17 protein-coding genes are annotated in these 17,770 nt (G+C 66.2%); 4 read left to right on the forward strand and 13 right to left on the reverse strand.

All coding sequences use genetic code 11. The annotated features are described in order from the left end of the window. Nucleotides 1-361: 361 nt before the first annotated feature. Nucleotides 362-1,204: a hypothetical protein gene (locus tag PO768_RS19760; protein ID WP_272647421.1), complete on the forward strand. Its 843-nt coding sequence runs from the start codon at nt 362-364 to the stop codon at nt 1,202-1,204. Here the strand turns inward: PO768_RS19760 and PO768_RS19765 are convergent, their stop codons facing one another. The 4 genes from PO768_RS19765 to PO768_RS19780 all read right to left on the reverse strand — a co-directional run bounded on the left by PO768_RS19765 (nt 1,205) and on the right by PO768_RS19780 (nt 6,433). Beyond that, nucleotides 1,205-2,446: a cation:proton antiporter gene (locus PO768_RS19765; protein WP_272647422.1), complete on the reverse strand. Its 1,242-nt coding sequence runs from the start codon at nt 2,444-2,446 to the stop codon at nt 1,205-1,207. A 60-nt stretch (nt 2,447-2,506) separates the two neighbouring features. Continuing rightward, on the reverse strand, nt 2,507-3,049 hold the full coding sequence (locus PO768_RS19770; RefSeq protein WP_272647423.1) for a 2'-5' RNA ligase family protein: 543 nt from the start codon (nt 3,047-3,049) through the stop codon (nt 2,507-2,509). Between the two features lie 68 nt (nt 3,050-3,117). Further along, entirely contained in the window at nt 3,118-5,355 is a 2,238-nt protein-coding gene (locus PO768_RS19775; RefSeq protein ID WP_272647424.1) for an NADP-dependent isocitrate dehydrogenase, read from the reverse strand. A gap of 154 nt (nt 5,356-5,509) precedes the next feature. Continuing rightward, complete coding sequence (locus PO768_RS19780) at nt 5,510-6,433, reverse strand: NAD(P)-dependent alcohol dehydrogenase (RefSeq protein WP_272647425.1); 924 nt, start codon at nt 6,431-6,433, stop codon at nt 5,510-5,512. Between the two features lie 81 nt (nt 6,434-6,514). On the opposite strand from PO768_RS19780, the gene PO768_RS19785 reads away from it, so the two are divergent. Beyond that, the gene (locus PO768_RS19785; RefSeq protein WP_272647426.1) at nt 6,515-6,841 is read left to right on the forward strand and encodes a TetR/AcrR family transcriptional regulator C-terminal domain-containing protein; all 327 of its coding nucleotides are present in this window, start codon (nt 6,515-6,517) and stop codon (nt 6,839-6,841) included. A 15-nt stretch (nt 6,842-6,856) separates the two neighbouring features. Here the strand turns inward: PO768_RS19785 and PO768_RS19790 are convergent, their stop codons facing one another. The 4 genes from PO768_RS19790 to guaB all read right to left on the reverse strand — a co-directional run bounded on the left by PO768_RS19790 (nt 6,857) and on the right by guaB (nt 12,394). Next, nucleotides 6,857-7,717, reverse strand: a complete 861-nt coding sequence (locus PO768_RS19790; RefSeq protein ID WP_269840943.1) for a patatin-like phospholipase family protein — start codon at nt 7,715-7,717, stop codon at nt 6,857-6,859. A 264-nt stretch (nt 7,718-7,981) separates the two neighbouring features. After that, nucleotides 7,982-9,586, reverse strand: coding sequence for a glutamine-hydrolyzing GMP synthase (gene guaA / locus PO768_RS19795; RefSeq protein WP_269840944.1), 1,605 nt, complete (start codon nt 9,584-9,586; stop codon nt 7,982-7,984). Between the two features lie 15 nt (nt 9,587-9,601). After that, nucleotides 9,602-10,855 (reverse strand): MFS transporter, encoded by a 1,254-nt coding sequence (locus PO768_RS19800; RefSeq protein WP_269840945.1) that lies wholly within the window; start codon nt 10,853-10,855, stop codon nt 9,602-9,604. Between the two features lie 69 nt (nt 10,856-10,924). Further along, nucleotides 10,925-12,394, reverse strand: coding sequence for an IMP dehydrogenase (guaB, locus tag PO768_RS19805; protein ID WP_137942194.1), 1,470 nt, complete (start codon nt 12,392-12,394; stop codon nt 10,925-10,927). 129 nt (nt 12,395-12,523) lie between these two features. Here guaB and PO768_RS19810 point away from each other — a divergent pair, with 129 nt between their 5' ends. After that, nucleotides 12,524-13,051 (forward strand): DUF4124 domain-containing protein, encoded by a 528-nt coding sequence (locus PO768_RS19810; protein ID WP_262968489.1) that lies wholly within the window; start codon nt 12,524-12,526, stop codon nt 13,049-13,051. Between the two features lie 11 nt (nt 13,052-13,062). Here PO768_RS19810 and PO768_RS19815 read toward each other — a convergent pair whose 3' ends face one another. Together PO768_RS19815 and PO768_RS19820 are read right to left on the reverse strand one after the other, a co-directional pair. Next, a complete protein-coding gene (locus tag PO768_RS19815; RefSeq protein WP_269840948.1) occupies nt 13,063-13,401 on the reverse strand; it encodes an RnfH family protein in 339 nt (112 codons plus the stop codon). Beyond that, on the reverse strand, nt 13,388-13,849 hold the full coding sequence (locus PO768_RS19820; protein ID WP_137942191.1) for a type II toxin-antitoxin system RatA family toxin: 462 nt from the start codon (nt 13,847-13,849) through the stop codon (nt 13,388-13,390). Before PO768_RS19820 ends, PO768_RS19815 begins: the two co-directional genes overlap by 14 nt. A gap of 47 nt (nt 13,850-13,896) precedes the next feature. Between PO768_RS19820 and smpB the strand changes: the two genes are divergently transcribed. Further along, nucleotides 13,897-14,358 carry an SsrA-binding protein SmpB gene (smpB, locus tag PO768_RS19825; RefSeq protein ID WP_137942190.1) on the forward strand — a complete coding sequence of 154 codons (462 nt, stop codon included), beginning with the start codon at nt 13,897-13,899 and terminating at the stop codon, nt 14,356-14,358. On the opposite strand, the gene PO768_RS19830 is transcribed toward smpB, so the two are convergent. Genes PO768_RS19830 through phaR form a run of 3 tightly spaced genes read right to left on the reverse strand, consistent with a single transcriptional unit; the run spans nt 14,341 to nt 17,597 of the window. Beyond that, the gene (locus PO768_RS19830) at nt 14,341-15,537 is read right to left on the reverse strand and encodes a PLP-dependent transferase (protein ID WP_272647427.1); all 1,197 of its coding nucleotides are present in this window, start codon (nt 15,535-15,537) and stop codon (nt 14,341-14,343) included. The two genes, smpB and PO768_RS19830, sit on opposite strands and share 18 nt — an antisense overlap. 1 nt (nt 15,538) lies before the next feature. Beyond that, on the reverse strand, nt 15,539-16,951 hold the full coding sequence (gene rimO, locus PO768_RS19835; RefSeq protein ID WP_272647428.1) for a 30S ribosomal protein S12 methylthiotransferase RimO: 1,413 nt from the start codon (nt 16,949-16,951) through the stop codon (nt 15,539-15,541). Nucleotides 16,952-17,000: 49 nt separating this feature from the next. Beyond that, nucleotides 17,001-17,597 carry a polyhydroxyalkanoate synthesis repressor PhaR gene (phaR, locus tag PO768_RS19840; protein ID WP_269840950.1) on the reverse strand — a complete coding sequence of 199 codons (597 nt, stop codon included), beginning with the start codon at nt 17,595-17,597 and terminating at the stop codon, nt 17,001-17,003. Nucleotides 17,598-17,770: the final 173 nt, after the last annotated feature.

Consider the following 17,770-nt stretch of genomic DNA (forward strand, 5'->3'; position numbering starts at 1 on the left):
GCGCGGGCGCCCGGCCGGCAGATGGATGGCGGCCGGCCTGGCCTGGGTGGCCTGGGCCGGGGTCGATGGCGCATCGCCACGCGCCGGCCCCTGCAAGGCCATCAGCATCACGGCGGCCAGGACCAGCGGGCGGGCAGAGCAGGATGCGGTGCTTGTGAACATGGGGGAGGTCGGAATCGGAAACGCTCGAAGTACAGAAGAATAGCGAGGCACTGCGCAAGCCCTAGTGAATCGGGCGCAACACCTGGCCCCGGCCTTGCTGGCCTCGTTCAAGTCGCCTGGCTAGACTAACAAGACAAGACCCGGCCCGAGCCGGCGCCGCCCGCCCGAGGCCCCCCCACATCAACAGGCAGGAACACCGATGAACACGCACACCCGCAGCGCACTCACTGTCGCCGCCGCCATCGCCGCAGCGACGGCCGGCTCGGCCCAGGCCCAGGCCTCGGCGGATCTGGCCCAGCAGACGGTCTGGCTGCAGCTCAGCGCCTTCCGTGCCGGCCTCGACTCGGAGATCCGATCGGACCGCGAGGGCGCCACGCTCAGCGGCACCAATGTGGTGCTGGAGCGCGATCTGGGTCTGCGCAAGAACAAGGCCCTGCCGGCCTTGCTGCTGGGAGTGCGCCTGGGTGAGCGCTGGCGCCTGGAATTCGAGCACTACGCGATCAACCGCTCGGGCCGCCAGTCGGCGCTGTCCTCGGCCATCACCATCGACGATGTGACCTACCCGGTCAATGTCGAGCTGTCCGGCAAGTTCGACACCCGGGTCACGCGCGCCGGCGGCGGCTTCTCGATCTACAAGACACCCCAGGCCGAAGCCGGACTGGCCCTGGGCATCCATTCGACCTCGTTCAAGTTCGTCGCCGAGGGCCTGGCCGAGGCCGGCAACGGGCAGCAGGCGCTGCGCCGCACCGACAAGAACAAGTCCTTGCCCATGCCCACCATTGGCGCCTATGGCAGCGTTGCGCTGGGGCCCGGCTGGTCGGCCGGCGGGCGCCTCGATCTGCTGCCGCTGAAAGCCAAGGGCTTCAAGGGCGACCTGATCAATTTCGAGGCCAATCTGGCCTACCGTTTCTCACCCAATCTGACCGCCGGGCTCGGTTATCGCGCGGTGGACTACAAGGTCAGCGGCAAGAGCAAGAAGTTCAACGGCCGCGTCAAGTACGAGTTCCGCGGCCCGCAGCTCTTCGTCGAAGCCGGGTTCTGATCACCGGCTGCCCTCGGGCAGCGCGGCAGGGTCCGCGACGGGCTGTGCAGCCAGGCGGCTGACATAGCGCTGGCTCAGCAAGGGCCCACCGATCGAGGTCAGCACCACCAGCAGCAGCACCGCATTGAGCACCTCGTGCGAGATCAAGGGCTGCTGCGCCGCGTTGACGGTGCGATAGGCCACCGTGGTGGCCGCCAGGGTGGCCGCCACCTGCGGCAGCGTCAGGCTGAAGCACAGACCGATCTCGGCACGCTGGTAGCCGAACAGCTTGCCGGTGGTCCAGGCGGCGAGAAACTTGCCGGCAACCAGCGCGGCCACCAGGCCCAGGGCCAGCAAGGGCTGCTCACGCAAGGTCTCGACCAGCACGGCAGGCTGGATCAGCATGCCGGTGGCCATGAAGAAGGCCGGGATCAGAAAGGTGTTGGCGACGACCTTCAGCACATGGGTGGGCTCCTCGCGCCGAATGGCGCGCCGCGCGGCGATGCCGGCCATGAAGGCGCCGACGATGCCGTCCAGCCCGAACAGGGTCGCGGCCTCGGACCCTCCCGCCACCAGCACGAAGAACAGCAGCAGCTGGGCCTCGAAGCGCAGCCGCACGCGCTGCACCAGTTGCTTGATCAGCCAGCTCGCGCCAAAGATCATCAGCGGCACGAACACCGCGATCTGCACCAGTTGCTTCAGGATGATGGACTCGCTGAAGCCGGTCTGGTGCACCAGCAGGCAGACGGCCAGCACCACCATGGCCGCGACATCGGTGAACACCGTCGCACCGGCGGTGGCCACCACGCTGAGCCGCCCGACCAGGCCGGCGCGCTCGACGATGGGATAGGCCAGCAGCGTGTGCGAGGCCAGCAGCGAGCCGATCAGCAGCGCAGCATTGAGCTCAAAACCCGCCAGACGAGCCACCAGCGTGCCGGCGGCCAGCGGCAGCCCGAAGGTGGCGATGCCGAAGCACAGCACCTGGGCCCTTGCCTTCTTCAGCAGCGCGAAATCGATCTCGAAACCGACGAAGAAGAGCAGCAGCCCGACGCCGAGTTCCGAGCCCATGCGACTCACCAGCGAATCGGGGTCGAGCAGGCCGATGCCGTTGGGGCCGAGCAGCCAGCCCAGCAGGATGAAGCCCAGCACACCCGGCACCTTGAAGCGCTCGCACAGGCCCGGCACCACCAGAAACAACATGATCCACAGCAGGAATTGCGTCAGCGGCGCAAGATTGCTGAAGGCGGCAATGGCGTTCTGCATGGGGGCTCCGGCAGCGGGGGTGCGGAGCGATTATCGTGCGCAGAGCGCCCGGAAGAACAGCTAGCGCAGCGGCCAGCTCGCCAGCTGCTGTTGCTCGCCGCCGGCCAGCCGGGTGTTGATCAGCAGCAGCTCGCCGACCCGCCAGCCGACCGGCCCGAGCGGCTGCGATTCGACCGGGATCTTGTCGTGCAAGAGCGTCAGCTGCGGGGTGAAGGCGGCGTAGCGGTAGAGCTCGGCCGCCTTCAAGGACTTGATCAGCGCCCCGTGCAGGGCTTTCAGCGGACCCAGTGGCTCACCGGCCTGCAGCACGCAGGGCAGATGCCTGGGCTCGCGGCGCTTCAGGCTGAGGGCGCGGTCCAGCACGATGTCGAAGGCCGGCACCTCCAGCGATGCGGCCGCCGCCATCGCCTTGTCCACCAGGGCCTGCGGAAAGCGGGCGAAGTCACCCAGATGATGGAGCGTGATCAGGAACTGCTCGGCGGGCTGCAGCGGGCCGGTCAGCCCCTGCTCGGCACAGAGCTGGCTGCGCAGGGCCACGATGCGCTCGCTGGCGGCCGCATCGGGGCGGATCGCAAAAAACAGCCGGTCGGTGATATTGGACATGGGACTCAGGAGAGAAGTTCGAACCGACCGGGAGATCGGCCGGGCCGCGAAGGCCCGGCCTTCTCCGCTCAGCCGCGCACCGTCGCGAGGGCGGCGTTGAGGGTCTTGCTGGGACGCATCACGGCGGCCAGCTTCTGCATATCGGGCTGGTAGTAACCACCGATATCGACCGGCTTGCCCTGCACCTCGGCGAGCTCGGCCACGATGGTCTGCTCGTTGTTGCTCAGGGCCTTGGCCAGCGGCGCGAAGCGCTCGGCCAGGGCCTTGTCTTCGGTCTGCGCGACCAGCTCCTGGGCCCAGTACATCGCCAGATAGAACTGGCTGCCGCGGTTGTCCAGCTGGCCGGTCTTGGGGCTGGGGTTCTTGTTGTTGTCCAGCAGCTTGCCGGTGGCGGTGTCCAGGGTCTTGGCGAGGATCTTGGCCTGCGTGTTGCCGGTCTTCAGGCCCAGGTCTTCCAGGCTGACGGCCAGGGCCAGGAACTCGCCCAGCGAATCCCAGCGCAGATGGTTCTCCTCCACCAGCTGCTGCACATGCTTGGGCGCCGAACCACCGGCACCGGTCTCGTACATGCCGCCGCCGGCCATCAGCGGCACGATGGACAGCATCTTGGCGCTGGTGCCCAGTTCCATGATGGGGAACAGGTCGGTCAGGTAGTCGCGCAGGATGTTGCCGGTCACCGAGATGGTGTCCAGGCCGCGGATCACGCGCTCCAAGGTGTAGCGCATCGCGCGCACCTGGCTCATGATCTGGATGTCCAGGCCCGCGGTGTCGTGGTCCTTCAGGTAGAGCTTGACCTTCTTGATCAGCTCGTTCTCGTGCGGGCGATAGGGGTCCAGCCAGAACACCGCCGGCATGCCGGAGTTGCGGGCGCGGGTGACGGCCAGCTTGACCCAGTCGCGGATCGGCGCGTCCTTGACCTGGCACATGCGCCAGATGTCGCCCTGCTCGACGTTCTGCGTCAGCAGCACCTCGCCGGTGGCCAGGTCGACGATATTGGCCACGCCGTCTTCGCTGATCTCGAAGGTCTTGTCATGCGAGCCGTACTCCTCGGCCTGCTGGGCCATCAGGCCGACATTGGGCACGGTGCCCATGGTCTTGGGATCGAAGTTGCCGTGCCACTTGCAGAAGTTGATCATCTCCTGGTAGATGCGGGCGAAGGTGCTCTCCGGCATCACGGCCTTGACGTCCTTCAGGCGGCCGTCGGCGCCCCACATCTTGCCGCCGTTGCGGATCATCGCGGGCATCGAGGCGTCGACGATGATGTCGTTGGGCGAGTGGAAGTTGGTGATGCCCTTGGCCGAATCGACCATGGCCAGCTCGGGGCGGTGCTCGTGGCAGGCATGCAGATCGCGCTTGATCTCGTCCTGCTTGGCGCTCGGCAGCGTGGCGATCTTGTTGTAGAGATCGACCATGCCGTTGTTGACGTTGACACCCAGCTCGTCGAACAGCTTGCCGTGCTTCTCGAAGGCCTCGCGGTAGAAGATGCGCACGCAGTGGCCGAACACGATGGGGTGCGAGACCTTCATCATCGTGGCCTTGACGTGCAGCGAGAACATCACGCCGGTCTTGTGCGCGTCCTCGATTTCCTTCTCATAGAACTCGAGCAGGGCTTTCTTGCTCATGAACATCGAGTCGACGATCTCGCCGGCCTGCAGCGCGACCTTGGGCTTGAGCACCAGGGTCTGGCCGCTCTTGGTGATCAGCTCCATCTTGACGTCGCGGGCCTTGTCCAGCGTGATGGACTTTTCGCCGTGATAGAAGTCGCCGTGGTGCATGTGCGAGACATGCGAGCGCGAGGCCTGGCTCCAGTCGGCCATCGCATGCGGGTTCTTGCGGGCGTATTCCTTGACGGCCTTGGGCGCGCGGCGGTCGGAATTGCCCTCGCGCAGCACCGGGTTCACCGCGCTGCCGATGCACTTGGCATAGCGGGCGCGGATGCCCTTCTCTTCCTCGGTCTTGGGATTCTCGGGATAGTCAGGAATCGCATAGCCCTTGCCCTGCAGCTCCTTGATCGCGGCCAGCAGTTGCGACACCGAGGCGCTGATATTGGGCAGCTTGATGATGTTGGCCTCGGGCGTCAGCGTCAGCTTGCCCAGCTCGGCCAGGTTGTCCGGCACGCGCTGCGCCTCGCTGAGGAATTCGGGAAACGCGCCCAGGATGCGCGACGCCACCGAGATATCGCTGGTGCCGATGCGGATGCCTGCCGGCTCGGCGAAGGCCTGCATGATGGGCAGAAACGCGCTGGTGGCGAGCATCGGGGCCTCGTCGGTCAGCGTGTAGATGATGTTGGGCTGCTGGGTGCTCATGGGTCGGTGTCCTGGAATTGTTGGCCCCGCCGGCACAGGCTGCAGGGCGCGTCGTCAAATGAGGCCTGGCAGGCGACGGACTGAACCGACGCTTGTCCTAGCGACGCGCGCGATTTTCCTGCAATTCGATACCGCGATGTGAAAAGATGTTTTCTCAGTGCGCTGAGGGCTCAGGGCAGACCAGCACATTGCCCCGCTTGCGGCCGCTGTCGACAAGCCGGTGGGCCAGCGCGATGTCGGCCAACTCGAAGCTGCGCTCATGCACCACCTCTATGCTCGTCCCGGCCACCAGCTGCAGCAGCTGCTCGACATCCGCCACCCGTTCAGGCGCCGCCCCGGCGGCCACGTTGCCGCGTGCCCGTATCGTCTCGCCCAGACCGGCAACCGCCAGCAGCAGCCGCCCCTGCGGCGTCAGCAGGCGCCGACCCGAGGCCATGGACAGATTGCCTACGGTGTCGAGCACCACGTCGAAACGCTCGGCGACGCCGGAGAGCTCGGTCCTTTGGTAGTCGATCACCCGGTCCGCACCCAGGCGCCTGACCAACTCGGCATTGGCGCCGCTGCATACACCGGTGACTTTGGCACCCCAATGCCGGGCCAGCTGCACGGCATTGGTCCCGACCGCGCCGGACGCGCCGTTCACCAGCACCGACATCCCCGCGCGCAGCGCCGCCTTCTCGCTCAGAAAGTACAGCGCCGTCGTGCCGCCGAACAGCACGCCGGCCGCATCCTGATGGCTCACGGCGGCGGGCTTGCGAACCAGCTTGCGGGCAGCCAAGGCGAGGAACTCGGCATGCGCGCCCATTGCCATGCCCGTCATCCCGCACACCTCGTCCCCCGGCACGAAATCGCTGACCAGCGTGCCCACCGACTCGACCACGCCGGAGAACGCGCTGCCCAGAATCGGGCGCCGCGGCCGCCGCAGACCGAACACCAGGCGCGCGGGGACGCCGAAACCCGCCGGGAACCGGGCGGCCCGGATGCGCGCATCGGCCGAGGTGACGGCCGCCGCCACCACCCGCAGCAGCACCTCATCGGCGCCCGGTTCGGGCCGGGGAACATCGGCGATGCGCAGCACCTCGGGTGTGCCGTACCGGTCAACAAGAGCTGCTCGCATGCACTACCTTACATCCGTAAATCTTGGCGGCGGATGCTAACCTTGCTGCGGCATCACGAGACCGTGCTTGCCTGCCTGCGCCGCAACGGCTTCTCGGTCGCGCTGGCCGCACACGCGCTCTCGGCCATCGACGCCTATGTCTACGGCTTCGTGCTGACCGAGCTGAACCTGCCCTTCGGCGCCGGCGAAAGCGCAGAGGAGTTCGTCACCGCGATCCGGGAGTTGCTGCTCGCCGACAAGTACCCGCATCTGGTCGAAATGATTGGCGAGCAGGTCCTCGGCAAGGACTACGCCTACAGCGACGAGTTCGCCTTCGGGCTCGAACTGCTGCTCGATGGCCTGGAACGCCATCTCGGCCACCGGCCCTGACAAGGGTTGCGCCGGCTACCCTTCGATGCGCGCAAAAGCCTGCGCGGCCCGCTCCCGTCCAAGCTCGATCAATTCCTCGGCGCGCCAGAACTCGAAAAAGCCGCAGGCATTGCGCGGAATCTCGATCATCACATCGGGGGGCGCATACGCGGACAGGCGCAGCTGCGAGATCGTGTCCTGCATCGCCTGCATGGACACAAAGGCCACGTCGAGCAGACCGTGGCGGGGCTCAGCGCTCGCACGGCCCGGCTGCAGCGCATCGACGAAGCGCGCAATACGTTTTCTGTAGCTGTTGTCGCCGATCAGTGAGGCACTGGCCGGCGCCAGCACCCGAGACTCGGCCGGGCCGCTGAGGTCGACGACCACCGTCAGATCGGTGGCGTCGTCCAGCGTGGGCGCGATCGGCACCGGGTTGACCAGCGCACCGTCCAGCAGCGTGCGGCTGCCGTGCCGGAACGGCGTGAAGACCAGCGGCGTCGCGATGGAGGCGCGGATCGCATCGAACATCTGACCCTCGCGCAGCCAGACCTCCTCGCGAGACCCGAGATCCGTCGCGACCGCCGTGTAGGCAATCGGCAGCTCCTCGATCGGGCAGTCTCCGATCAGCTCGCGCAGCACGCTGATGATGCGCTCGCCCTTGAACAGCCCGGGCTGGCCGATGGTCGGGTCAAGCAGGCGCAGCACATGGATGCGCTCCAGCGCCAGCACCCACTCGGCATAGACCTCGAGCTTGCGCGCGGCGTAGATACCGCCCACCAGCGCGCCGATGGAGGCGCCCGAGATGGACTGGATCCGGTAGCCGTTCTCGCCAAGCCACTGGATCACGCCGATATGAGCCAGGCCGCGCGCGCCGCCGCTGCCGAGAACCAGGGACACCGTGGTAGGACTTGGGGTCATCGGTACAAAACCATTCCTTGTTGTCTAGGTCGATTTTGCGGGCAAGAAGCAAACCGCCCGGACATGCCGGGCGGTCTGGACTGAAGGTTCGAAAAGTCGCATCAGGTACCGACCGCAGGAGCCATCAAGCGGCGATCGCGGCTGCCCGAACCAGCCAACCCGATTCCGAGATAGGGACAGCAAAAACGGTTTCAAGTGGCGCTTGTCATATCCCGTCGGCTCGGCGCACGGCTGCGCAACACATCACTCCCACTCGATGGTCGCGGGCGGCTTGCTGCTCACGTCGTAGGTCACGCGGTTGATGCCACGCACCTCGTTGATGATGCGGCCCGAGGTCCGCTTGAGCAGGCTGTAGGGAAGCTCGGCCCAGTCGGCGGTCATGAAGTCGCTGGTCTGCACGGCGCGCAAGGCCACAACGTAGTCATAGGTGCGGCCGTCACCCATCACGCCGACGCTCTTGACCGGCAGGAAAACGGTGAAGGCCTGGCTGGTCAGCTCGTACCAGGTCTTGCCGGTGGCTTCGTCCTTGGTGTTGCGCAGTTCCTCGATGAAGATCGCATCGGCGCGGCGCAGCAGGTCGGCGTAGTCCTTCTTGACCTCGCCGAGGATGCGCACGCCCAGGCCTGGGCCGGGGAACGGGTGACGGTAGACCATCTCGGGCGGCAGGCCCAGGGCCACGCCGAGCTCGCGCACCTCGTCCTTGAACAGCTCGCGCAGCGGCTCCAACAGCTTCAGGCCGAGTTGCTCGGGCAGGCCGCCAACATTGTGGTGGCTCTTGATCGTCGTGGCCTTCTTGGTCTTGGTGCCGCCGCTCTCGACCACATCGGGGTAGATCGTGCCCTGGGCCAGGAAGGTGGCGCCCTTGTGGCCGGCATCGCCGGCCTTGAGCTTGGCCGCCTCGGCCTTGAAGACGTCGACGAACAGGCCGCCGATGATCTTGCGTTTCTTTTCCGGGTCGGTCACGCCGGCCAGTTGGCCGAGGAACATGTCGCTGGCATCGACACGGATGACCTTGGCATGCAGCTTGCCGGCGAACATATCCATCACCATATCGCCCTCGTTCAGGCGCAGCAGACCGTGATCGACGAAGACGCAGGTCAGCTGGTCGCCGATGGCGCGGTGGATCAGTGCGGCCGCGACCGAGGAATCGACACCGCCGGACAGGCCCAGGATGACTTCCTCATCACCGACCTGCTCGCGGATCTTGGCCACGGCCTCGGCGATGTAGTCGCCCATGATCCAGTCGCCCTTGCAGCCGGCGATATCGCGCACAAAGCGGGTCAGCATCGCCTGGCCCTGCAGCGTGTGCGTGACCTCGGGATGGAACTGCACCGCGTAATAGCCTTTCTCCTCATTGGCCATACCGGCGATCGGGCAGCTGGGGGTCGAGGCCAGCAGCTTGAAACCCTCGGGCAGGGCCGTGACCTTGTCGCCATGGCTCATCCAGACCTTGAGCATGCCGTGGCCCTCGGCGGTCGTGAAGTCGGCGATGTCCTTCAGCAGCGCGGTGTGGCCGTGAGCGCGCACCTCGGCATAGCCGAATTCGCGGTGATCGCTCCACTCCACCTTGCCGCCCAGCTGCACGGCCATGGTCTGCATGCCGTAGCAGATGCCCAGCACCGGCACGCCCAGATCCCAGACCGCCTGCGGCGCACGCAGTTCGTGGTCCTCATAGGTCGAGGCATGGCTGCCAGACAGGATGATGGCCTTGGGCGCGAAGCTGCGGATGAACTCATCCGACACGTCATTGGGATGGATCTCGCAATACACGGCCGCCTCGCGCACGCGGCGCGCAATCAGCTGGGTGACCTGGGAGCCGAAGTCGAGGATCAGGACTTTGTCATGCATGGTGGAATCCAATCATCAAGAAGCTTGTGCCAAGGGTGCCGCCGTGCCGCCGCTGCGGGCGAAATGGCGCCAGGCAAAGAAGAGGGACAGCGCCTGCAGCAAGGCGCAGAAGTAGAAGGGTGCGCCGATGCGCCAGTCGCCCCGGGGCAGTTCGGAGACGAAATAGATCAGGCCCGAGCCCAGCACCGGGGCCAGCACGGCCATCACGCTGTTCAGCGAGGCCACCGCGCCCATGGTCTGGCCCTGGTTGCGCGCATCGGCGGCGTTGGAGATCAGGCTTTGCATGCTGGCGGTGGCGGCGAAGCCCAGCACATTGAAGGCGATCACCGCATACATCATCCAGCCTGCGGTCGCCGCACCCCAGACGAAGTTGGTGATCACGCTGGACCCCAGGCCCAGCACGACCAGACGCTTGGCGCCAAAGGCCTTCAGCAGATGCGGCAGCAAGAAGCCCTGCACCAGCACCGCCATCACGCCCACCGCGAACAGCGAGAGACCGTTGTCCTTCGGGCCCCAGCCGAACTTGAAGCTGGTGTAGAGCACCCAGCTGGTGTGCAGCACCAGCTGGGCCAGGCCGCTGAGCGCGATCACAAAGACCAGCGCGCCAACACCTTTGAGCGCGGAGAGTTTCTTCAGCGCGCTGACCGGGTTGGCGCTCCTCCACTCGAAGGCGCGGCGATGCTCGGGCGCCAGCGATTCGGGCAGCACGAAATAGCCATAGACCCAGTTCAGCAGCGCCAAGCCGCCGGCCACATAGAAAGGCAGATGCAGATCGATATCGCCCAGCAGCCCGCCCATCACCGGACCGAGGATGAAGCCCATGCCAAAGGCCGCGCCCAGCATGCCGAAGCGCTTGGCGCGCTCTTCCGGTGCGCTGATATCGGCCACATAGGCATTGGCCACCGCCGCATTGGCCTGCATCGCCCCGCTGAACAACCGCACGACCACCAGCATCCACAAGGCCGTGGCCATCGCGGTGACGAAGAAGCTCAGCGCCAGGCCGGAGAAGCCGATCAACATCACCGGCCGGCGGCCGTAGCGGTCGGACAGCGCGCCGAGAATGGGCGAACCGAAGAAATTGGCGATGCCGAAGGCAAAGGTCACGGCCAGATAGGCCAGCGTGTGCTCGGACGGCGTGCTGGCAAACAGGCCCACCAGCGGCGGCAGCACCGGGATGATCAGGCCGATCGAGATCATGTCGATCAGCACCGCCACCATGATGAAGCCCATGCCGGCCGCTGGCCGCTGCTGGACTGCACTATCGCTCACACCTGCTCCTTCGCCCTAGAAAGAAGAAATGGGGGCTGGCAGGCCCCCATCCTTGTCATCACCGGATGCTTACTCCGAACGGTAGTTCGGTGCTTCCTTGGTGATCTGCACATCGTGCACATGGCTCTCGCGCATGCCCGCCGAGGTGATCTCGACGAACTCGGCCCGGTTCTGCATATCGGCGATGGTCGCGCAACCGCAGTAGTGCATCGAGGCCTTCAGGCCGCCGGCCATCTGGAAGATCACCTGCACCACCGAACCCTTGTAAGGCACCTGGCCTTCGATGCCTTCGGGCACCAGCTTGGAGGTGTTGGGATTGTTGGCCGAGGTGTCCTGGAAATAGCGGTCGGCCGAACCCTTGGCCATCGCGCCCATCGAGCCCATGCCACGGTAGCTCTTGTAGCTGCGGCCCTGGTAGAGGATCAGGTCGCCCGGCGCTTCCTCGGTGCCGGCAAAGGCACCGCCCATCATCACGCAATCGGCGCCGGCGGCGATCGCCTTGGCCAGATCGCCCGAGAAGCGCACGCCGCCATCGGCGATCACCGGCACGCCGGTGCCGCGCAAGGCGGTCGCGACATTGTCGATGGCCGTGATTTGCGGTACGCCGACACCGGCGACGATGCGGGTGGTGCAGATCGAGCCTGGGCCGATGCCGACCTTGACGCCGTCGGCGCCAGCCTCGACCAGGGCCAGGGCCGCCGCGCCGGTGGCGATATTGCCGCCGATCACATCGACCTCAGGGAAATTCTGCTTGACCCAGCGCACCCGCTCCAGCACGCCGGCGCTGTGGCCGTGCGCGGTGTCGACGATCAGCGCATCGACGCCGGCCTTGACCAGCAGCTTGACGCGCTCTTCGGTATCGTCGCCGAAGCCGACCGCCGCGCCGACGCGCAGCTTGCCCTGCGCATCGCGGGCGGCATTCGGGAAGCTGGTCTGCTTGGTGATGTCCTTGACGGTCATCAGGCCGCGCAACTCGAAGGCGTCGTTGACGACGACCACGCGCTCCAGCTTGTGCTTGTGCATCAGCGCCTTGGCTTCTTCCAGCGAGGCGCCTTCCTTGACGGTGATCAGCTTTTCGGCCGGCGTCATCATCTCGCGCACCGGCAGATCCATGCGGGTCTCGAAGCGCACATCGCGGCCGGTGACGATGCCCACCACCTTCTTGCCGTCCAGCACCGGGAAGCCGGAAACACCGTGCTGGCGCTGCAGTTCGACGACTTCGCGCACCGTGGCGCTGGGCGTGATCGTGAAGGGCTCGCGCACCACGCCGGATTCATAGCGCTTGACCCGTGCGACCTCGATGGCCTGCTGCTGGGCCGTCAGGTTCTTGTGCACGATGCCAATGCCGCCCTCCTGGGCGATGGCGATGGCCAAGCGGGCTTCCGTGACCGTGTCCATGGCGGCGGACACCAAGGGCAGGTTCAGCTGGATGTTGCGGGAAAGCCGGGTGGCAAGACTGGTGTCGCGGGGCAACACGTGGGAGAAGGCAGGCACCAACAACACATCGTCGAAGGTGAGCGCTTTACCAAGCAGGCGCATGAGAGAAGCTCCAGACGCAAAGCGGCATTATACGGAAGTCGCGACAAAGCTCACGCCGGCCGACTCGGCTACATCTTGTCACCGCCCTGAGGACTACACTTTGCGGCAGTTGCAACAAAGGCCTTGTCGATGACCCCCTCCTCCCGCAAGTCCCTCGCCTGTCGCAGCCTGCTGGCCCTGCTGCTGCTGGGCATCGCAGGCAGCGCGATGGCGCAGTGGAAATGGCGCGACGCCACCGGCAAGGTGCTGTACAGCGATCTGCCGCCGCCGGCCGGCATTCCCGAAAAAGATGTGCTGCAGCGCCCGCCGAGCCAGCGCCAGCAGGTGATCGTGCGCTCCACCGATGTGCCCGCCAGCGCACCGCGTCCGGCCGCCAGCCCCGCCTCGGCGCCGCCTAGCAAGGCCGAGCTGGAGCAGCAGGCCAAGCAGAAGGCCGAACAGGAACAGCAGCTCAAGCGCCAGAAGGAAGAAGAACGCAAGGTCGCCGAGCAGCGCGCCGAGAACTGCAAGCGCGCCAGCAACAATCTGCGCGCGCTGGAAGAAGGCATCCGCATCTCGCGCCGCACTGATGCGGGCGAGACCGTGTATCTGGACGAAAAACAGCGTGCCGAGGAAGTGGCGCGCACCCGCGCCATCGTCAGCAGCGACTGCCGCTGAGCCGCAAACCCCTAGCGGCTGGTCTTGCCAGCCAGCGGTCGGTGCCGGGAGACGATGCGCTCGCCGGCCGCGCGGTAGCGCAGGCGCCGCGCCTCCTTGGGATCGACGGTCAGCGGGCGATAGACCTCGATGCGGTCGCGCTCGCGCAAGACGGTATCCAGCGGCTTGATACGCCCCCAGATGCCGATGCGCAAGCTCGCCAGTTGCGGCAGCTGGTCGGCGAAATCGGCGCAGCCACGCAAGGCCTGCTCCACGCTCGTGCCCGCCGGCAGCTGCAGCCAGCGGTGCCGCACATCGCCGGCCGCCGGGCTCCAGACCAGCTCGACCCGCAGCGGCTCAGCGGGGGCCATAAACCGCCTCGGCGCGCTGCACAAAGCGGTCGACAAAGGTATTGGCCACCCGGTCGAACACGGGGCTGACCACGGCCTCCAGCGCCCGGCTGGAGAAGGCATAGCGCAGCTCGAACTCGATCTTGCAGGCCTGGGCATCGCCCTGCTGCGAGCCCGGCTTGGCCAGCGGCAGGAACTGCCAGACGCCGTCCAGCAGCGAGAACGGCCCATCGACCAACTCCATCTCGACCTTGCGGTCGGCCTCATGGCGGTTGCGGGTCGTGAAGGCGTGGTGCACACCGGCATAGGCCAGCGACAGCCGCGCGGTGACGCTGTCGGCGTCCTGCGCCAGCAGCTCGGCCTTCTCGCACCAGGGCAGGAACTCCGGGTACTGGGCAATACCGGTCACCAACTCGTACATCTCGTGCGGCGAGTACCAGAGCAAGACTGACTTTTTGACATGCTTCATACAATGGCCGGATTGTATTGGCGAGCCACGCCTCCAGATTGAGTCCCATGTCCATTGCCGAGAACCGCCGTGCCCGCTACGACTACCACATCGCCGAACAGTTCGAGGCCGGCCTCGTGCTGGAGGGCTGGGAGGTCAAGGCGATACGCGCCGGCCAGGTCCAGCTGACCGACGGCTATGTGCTGATCAAGAACGGCGAGTTGTTCCTGATCGGCTGCCGCATCAATCCCTTGCGCACCGCCTCCACCCACGTCAACCCGCTGGCCGACCGCACCCGCAAGCTCTTGATGAAGAAGGACGAAATCAAGCGCCTGATCGGCAAGGTCGAGCAGCGCGGCTTCACCCTGGTGCCGCTGAACCTGCACTACAAGGGCAGCCATGTGAAGGCCGACATCGCGCTGGTGAAGGGCAAGGCCGAGCATGACAAGCGCGACACCGAGAAGAAGCGCGACTGGGAGCGAGAAAAGGGGCAGCTGATGCGGCAGGCTTCCTTACGCCCGAAGGACTGAGAGCGCCTGCTCGATGTCCGCGCGGAGGTCGGCCTCGGCTTCCAGCCCGATCGCAAAACGCACGATGACGCCAGCCTGGTAGGGCAGATCCAGCGCACGGCTGCGGCTCATGTCGTAGGGCACGGCCAGGCTCATCGGCCCGGCCCAGGAGTAGCCGATGCCGAAGAGCTGCAAGGCATCGACAAAGGCATCAACCTGGGCCGCGCTGTACTCGGGCATGAACACCGCCGAGAACAGGCAGGCCGCACCGGCGCTGCTGGTCTGGGCCCAGAATTCGTGGCCGGGCGAACCGGGCAAGGCCGGATGCAGCACCCGGGCCACCTCGGGCCGGGCCGCCATCCACTGGGCCAACGCCCGCGTCGTCGCATCCTGGGCGCGGTAGCGCAGTTCCAGCGTCGGCAGGCCGCGCAGCACCAGCTCCACATCGTTCTGCCCCAGGCCATAGCCCAGGTGTTCGTGCGCGTAGTTGAGCCGCTCGTGCAGCGCGCGGTCGCGGGTGCAGACCGAGCCCATCAGGATGTCGGCACCACCCGAGGCGTACTTGGTCAGCGCCTGCATTGAGATATCCACACCGAGGCCGGGCGCGATCTCGAAGGGATTGAAGGCCACGCCCGAGCCCCAGGTATTGTCCAGCGCGCTGATCACGCCGTGCGACTTGCAGGCCTGCAGCAGGCCGACCAGGTCGGGGAACTCCAGGGTGATAGAGCCGGCCGCCTCCAGCCAGACCAGTTTGGTCTGCGGCCCCAGCAACTCGGCAAAGCCGGCCGCGTCGAGCGGATCGTAGAAGCGGTGCGTGATGCCGAACTGCGGCAAAAAGGACTCGCTGAGATAGCGGTTCTGGCCGTAGACATTGTCGGGCACCAGCACCTCGTCGCCGGGCCGCAGCAGGCCCAGCGAGACCAGGGTCACGGCCGCCAGGCCGCTGGGCGCCAGCAGGCAGTGCTCCGCCCCCTCCAGGCTGGCGATGCGCGCGGCCAGCGTGTACGAGGTCGGCGTGCCATGCAGGCCGTAGCGATAGCTCAGGCCATCGCGCGGGCGCGGGGTGTGCAGGTCGGCGGTGTTCTTGAACAGCACCGTCGAGGCCTTGTAGACGCCGACCGGAATGGCCGCCCAGCCCTCGGGCGCGCGGTAGGGGTGGTGGATCTGCTCGGTCGAGAGGGCGCGTTTGCTCTTGCCCATATCAGATGGGCATCGCGATCAGGTCATGCCCCTCGGCTGCGACGATGCGCGCCTTCGTGAACTCGCCCACCTTCAAGGTCTTGCTGGCCTTCTCGGGCGGCAGCAGACGCACCGTGCCGTCGATCTCGGGCGCGTCGGCGTAGGAGCGCCCCACCCCGCCCTTGCGGCCCAGCGCCGGCGCCGAATCGACCAGCACCTGCATCGTCGCGCCGATGCGCGAGCGCAGCTTCTCGGCCGAGACGCGCTCGGCCACTTCCATGAAGCGGGCGCGGCGCTCCTCGCGCAGGGCTTGCGGCAGCGCGCCGTCCAGCACATTGGCGCTCGCGCCTTCGACGGGCGAATAGGCAAAGCAGCCGGCACGGTCGATGCGAGCCTCGGCCATGAAGTCCAGCAGATACTGGAACTGCTCCTCGGTCTCGCCGGGGAAGCCGGCGATGAAGGTGGAGCGGATCACGATGTCCGGGCAGGTCTCGCGCCAGCGCAGGATGCGCTCCATATTCTTCTCGCCGCTGGCCGGGCGCTTCATGCGCTTGAGCACATCCGGATGCGCATGCTGCAGCGGCACGTCCAGATAGGGCAGGATCAGACCCTGGGCCATCAGCGGCAGGATCTCGTCGACATGGGGATAGGGGTAGACATAGTGCAGGCGCACCCAGGCGCCATGCGCCTTGGCCAGCTCGCCCAGCTGGGCCACCAGGTCATACATGCGGGTCTTGACCGGCTTGCCGTCCCAGAATCCCATGCGGTACTTGACATCGACGCCGTAGGCGCTGGTGTCCTGGCTGATCACCAGCAGCTCCTTGACGCCGGCCTCGAACAGCGCGCGCGCTTCATTGAGCACATCGCCGATCGGCCGCGACACCAGATCGCCGCGCATGCTGGGGATGATGCAGAAGCTGCAGCGATGGTTGCAGCCCTCGCTGATCTTCAGATAGGCGTAGTGCTTGGGCGTCAGCTTGATGCCCTGGGCGGGCACCAGGTCCACAAAGGGATCATGCGGCTTGGGCACATGGGTGTGCACCGCGTCCATCACCTCCTGGGTCGCATGGGGGCCGGTCACGGCCAGCACGCTGGGGTGGATCTCGCGCACCAGGCTGCCGGCGTCGCTGCTGGCCGTGCCGCCCTTGGCACCCAGGCAGCCGGTCACGATGACCTTGCCGTTCTCGGCCAGGGCCTCGCCGATGGTGTCCAGGCTTTCCTTGACGGCGTCATCGATGAAGCCGCAGGTGTTGACAATCACCAGATCGGCGCCGGCAAAGGTCTTGGAGGTTTCGTAGCCCTCGGCGCGCAGCTGGGTCAGTATCAGTTCGGAGTCGGTCAGGGCCTTGGGGCAACCCAGGGATACAAAACCGATTTTGGGGGCCGCGCCGGGCGTGATGGCTGGGGACGGGCGCAGGACGGTGGAATCGCTCATGCCCGGATTGTCCCAGATGCCGCCCGGCCGCGGCCAGCGCGGCGGGTTCTCAGGGCTTTTTGGGCGGGAAACCGGGCATGCCGGGGAATAGCGCGCCGGCCTGGCTCATCTGCTCCTGCATCTTCTCGAGCAGGTTCTTGGACTGCTCCATATAGCTGCCCATGAAGTTCTGCATCACCGGCGACTGCGCGCTCATGAACTGGGTCCAAAGCTCGGGGCTGAAGGCCAGGCCCTTGCTCTGCTCGGCGAACTTGCCCTGCAGATCGGTGAAGGTCTGCATATTCTTTTCCAGATAAGCCCCCATCACGCCCTGCATCGCATGACCGTAGAAGCGGATGATCTGCTCCAGCGAAGAGGTGCTGAACATCGGCACGCCGCCAGTTTCCTCTTCCAGAATGATCTGCAGCAGGATGGAACGGGTCAGGTCCTCGCCGGTCTTGGCGTCGCGCACCTCGAAACTCTCGCCGCCCAGCACCATCTTCTTCACATCGGCCAGCGTGATGTAGCTGCTGGTCTGGGTGTCGTACAGGCGCCGGTTCGGGTACTTCTTGAGCACCCGGACATTCACCTGTTCGGCCTCCGTCTCGGCCGCGCCTGCCTTGTCGCTCGCCTTGCCGCCTGTCTTGCCGCTGCGGGCAGTGACCATGAAAACTCCTTGCTGCAAACCTGTTTGATTGAGCCCGATTCTAGGAGGCACTCCCCCTGGGTCCGGAGGGGTTTTCCCCTGCGCTGCAGCATGACTGTGCGCACTCGCGCAACGGCGGGCACGCCCTCCCGAAAAGTCCTCATTCAAGACGCTTTTCCGGACTGTTAAGCTCC

Origin of the sequence: Paucibacter sp. XJ19-41 (assembly GCF_028462495.1) — a bacterium.
Taxonomy (GTDB): Bacteria; Pseudomonadota; Gammaproteobacteria; order Burkholderiales; family Burkholderiaceae_C; genus Roseateles_E.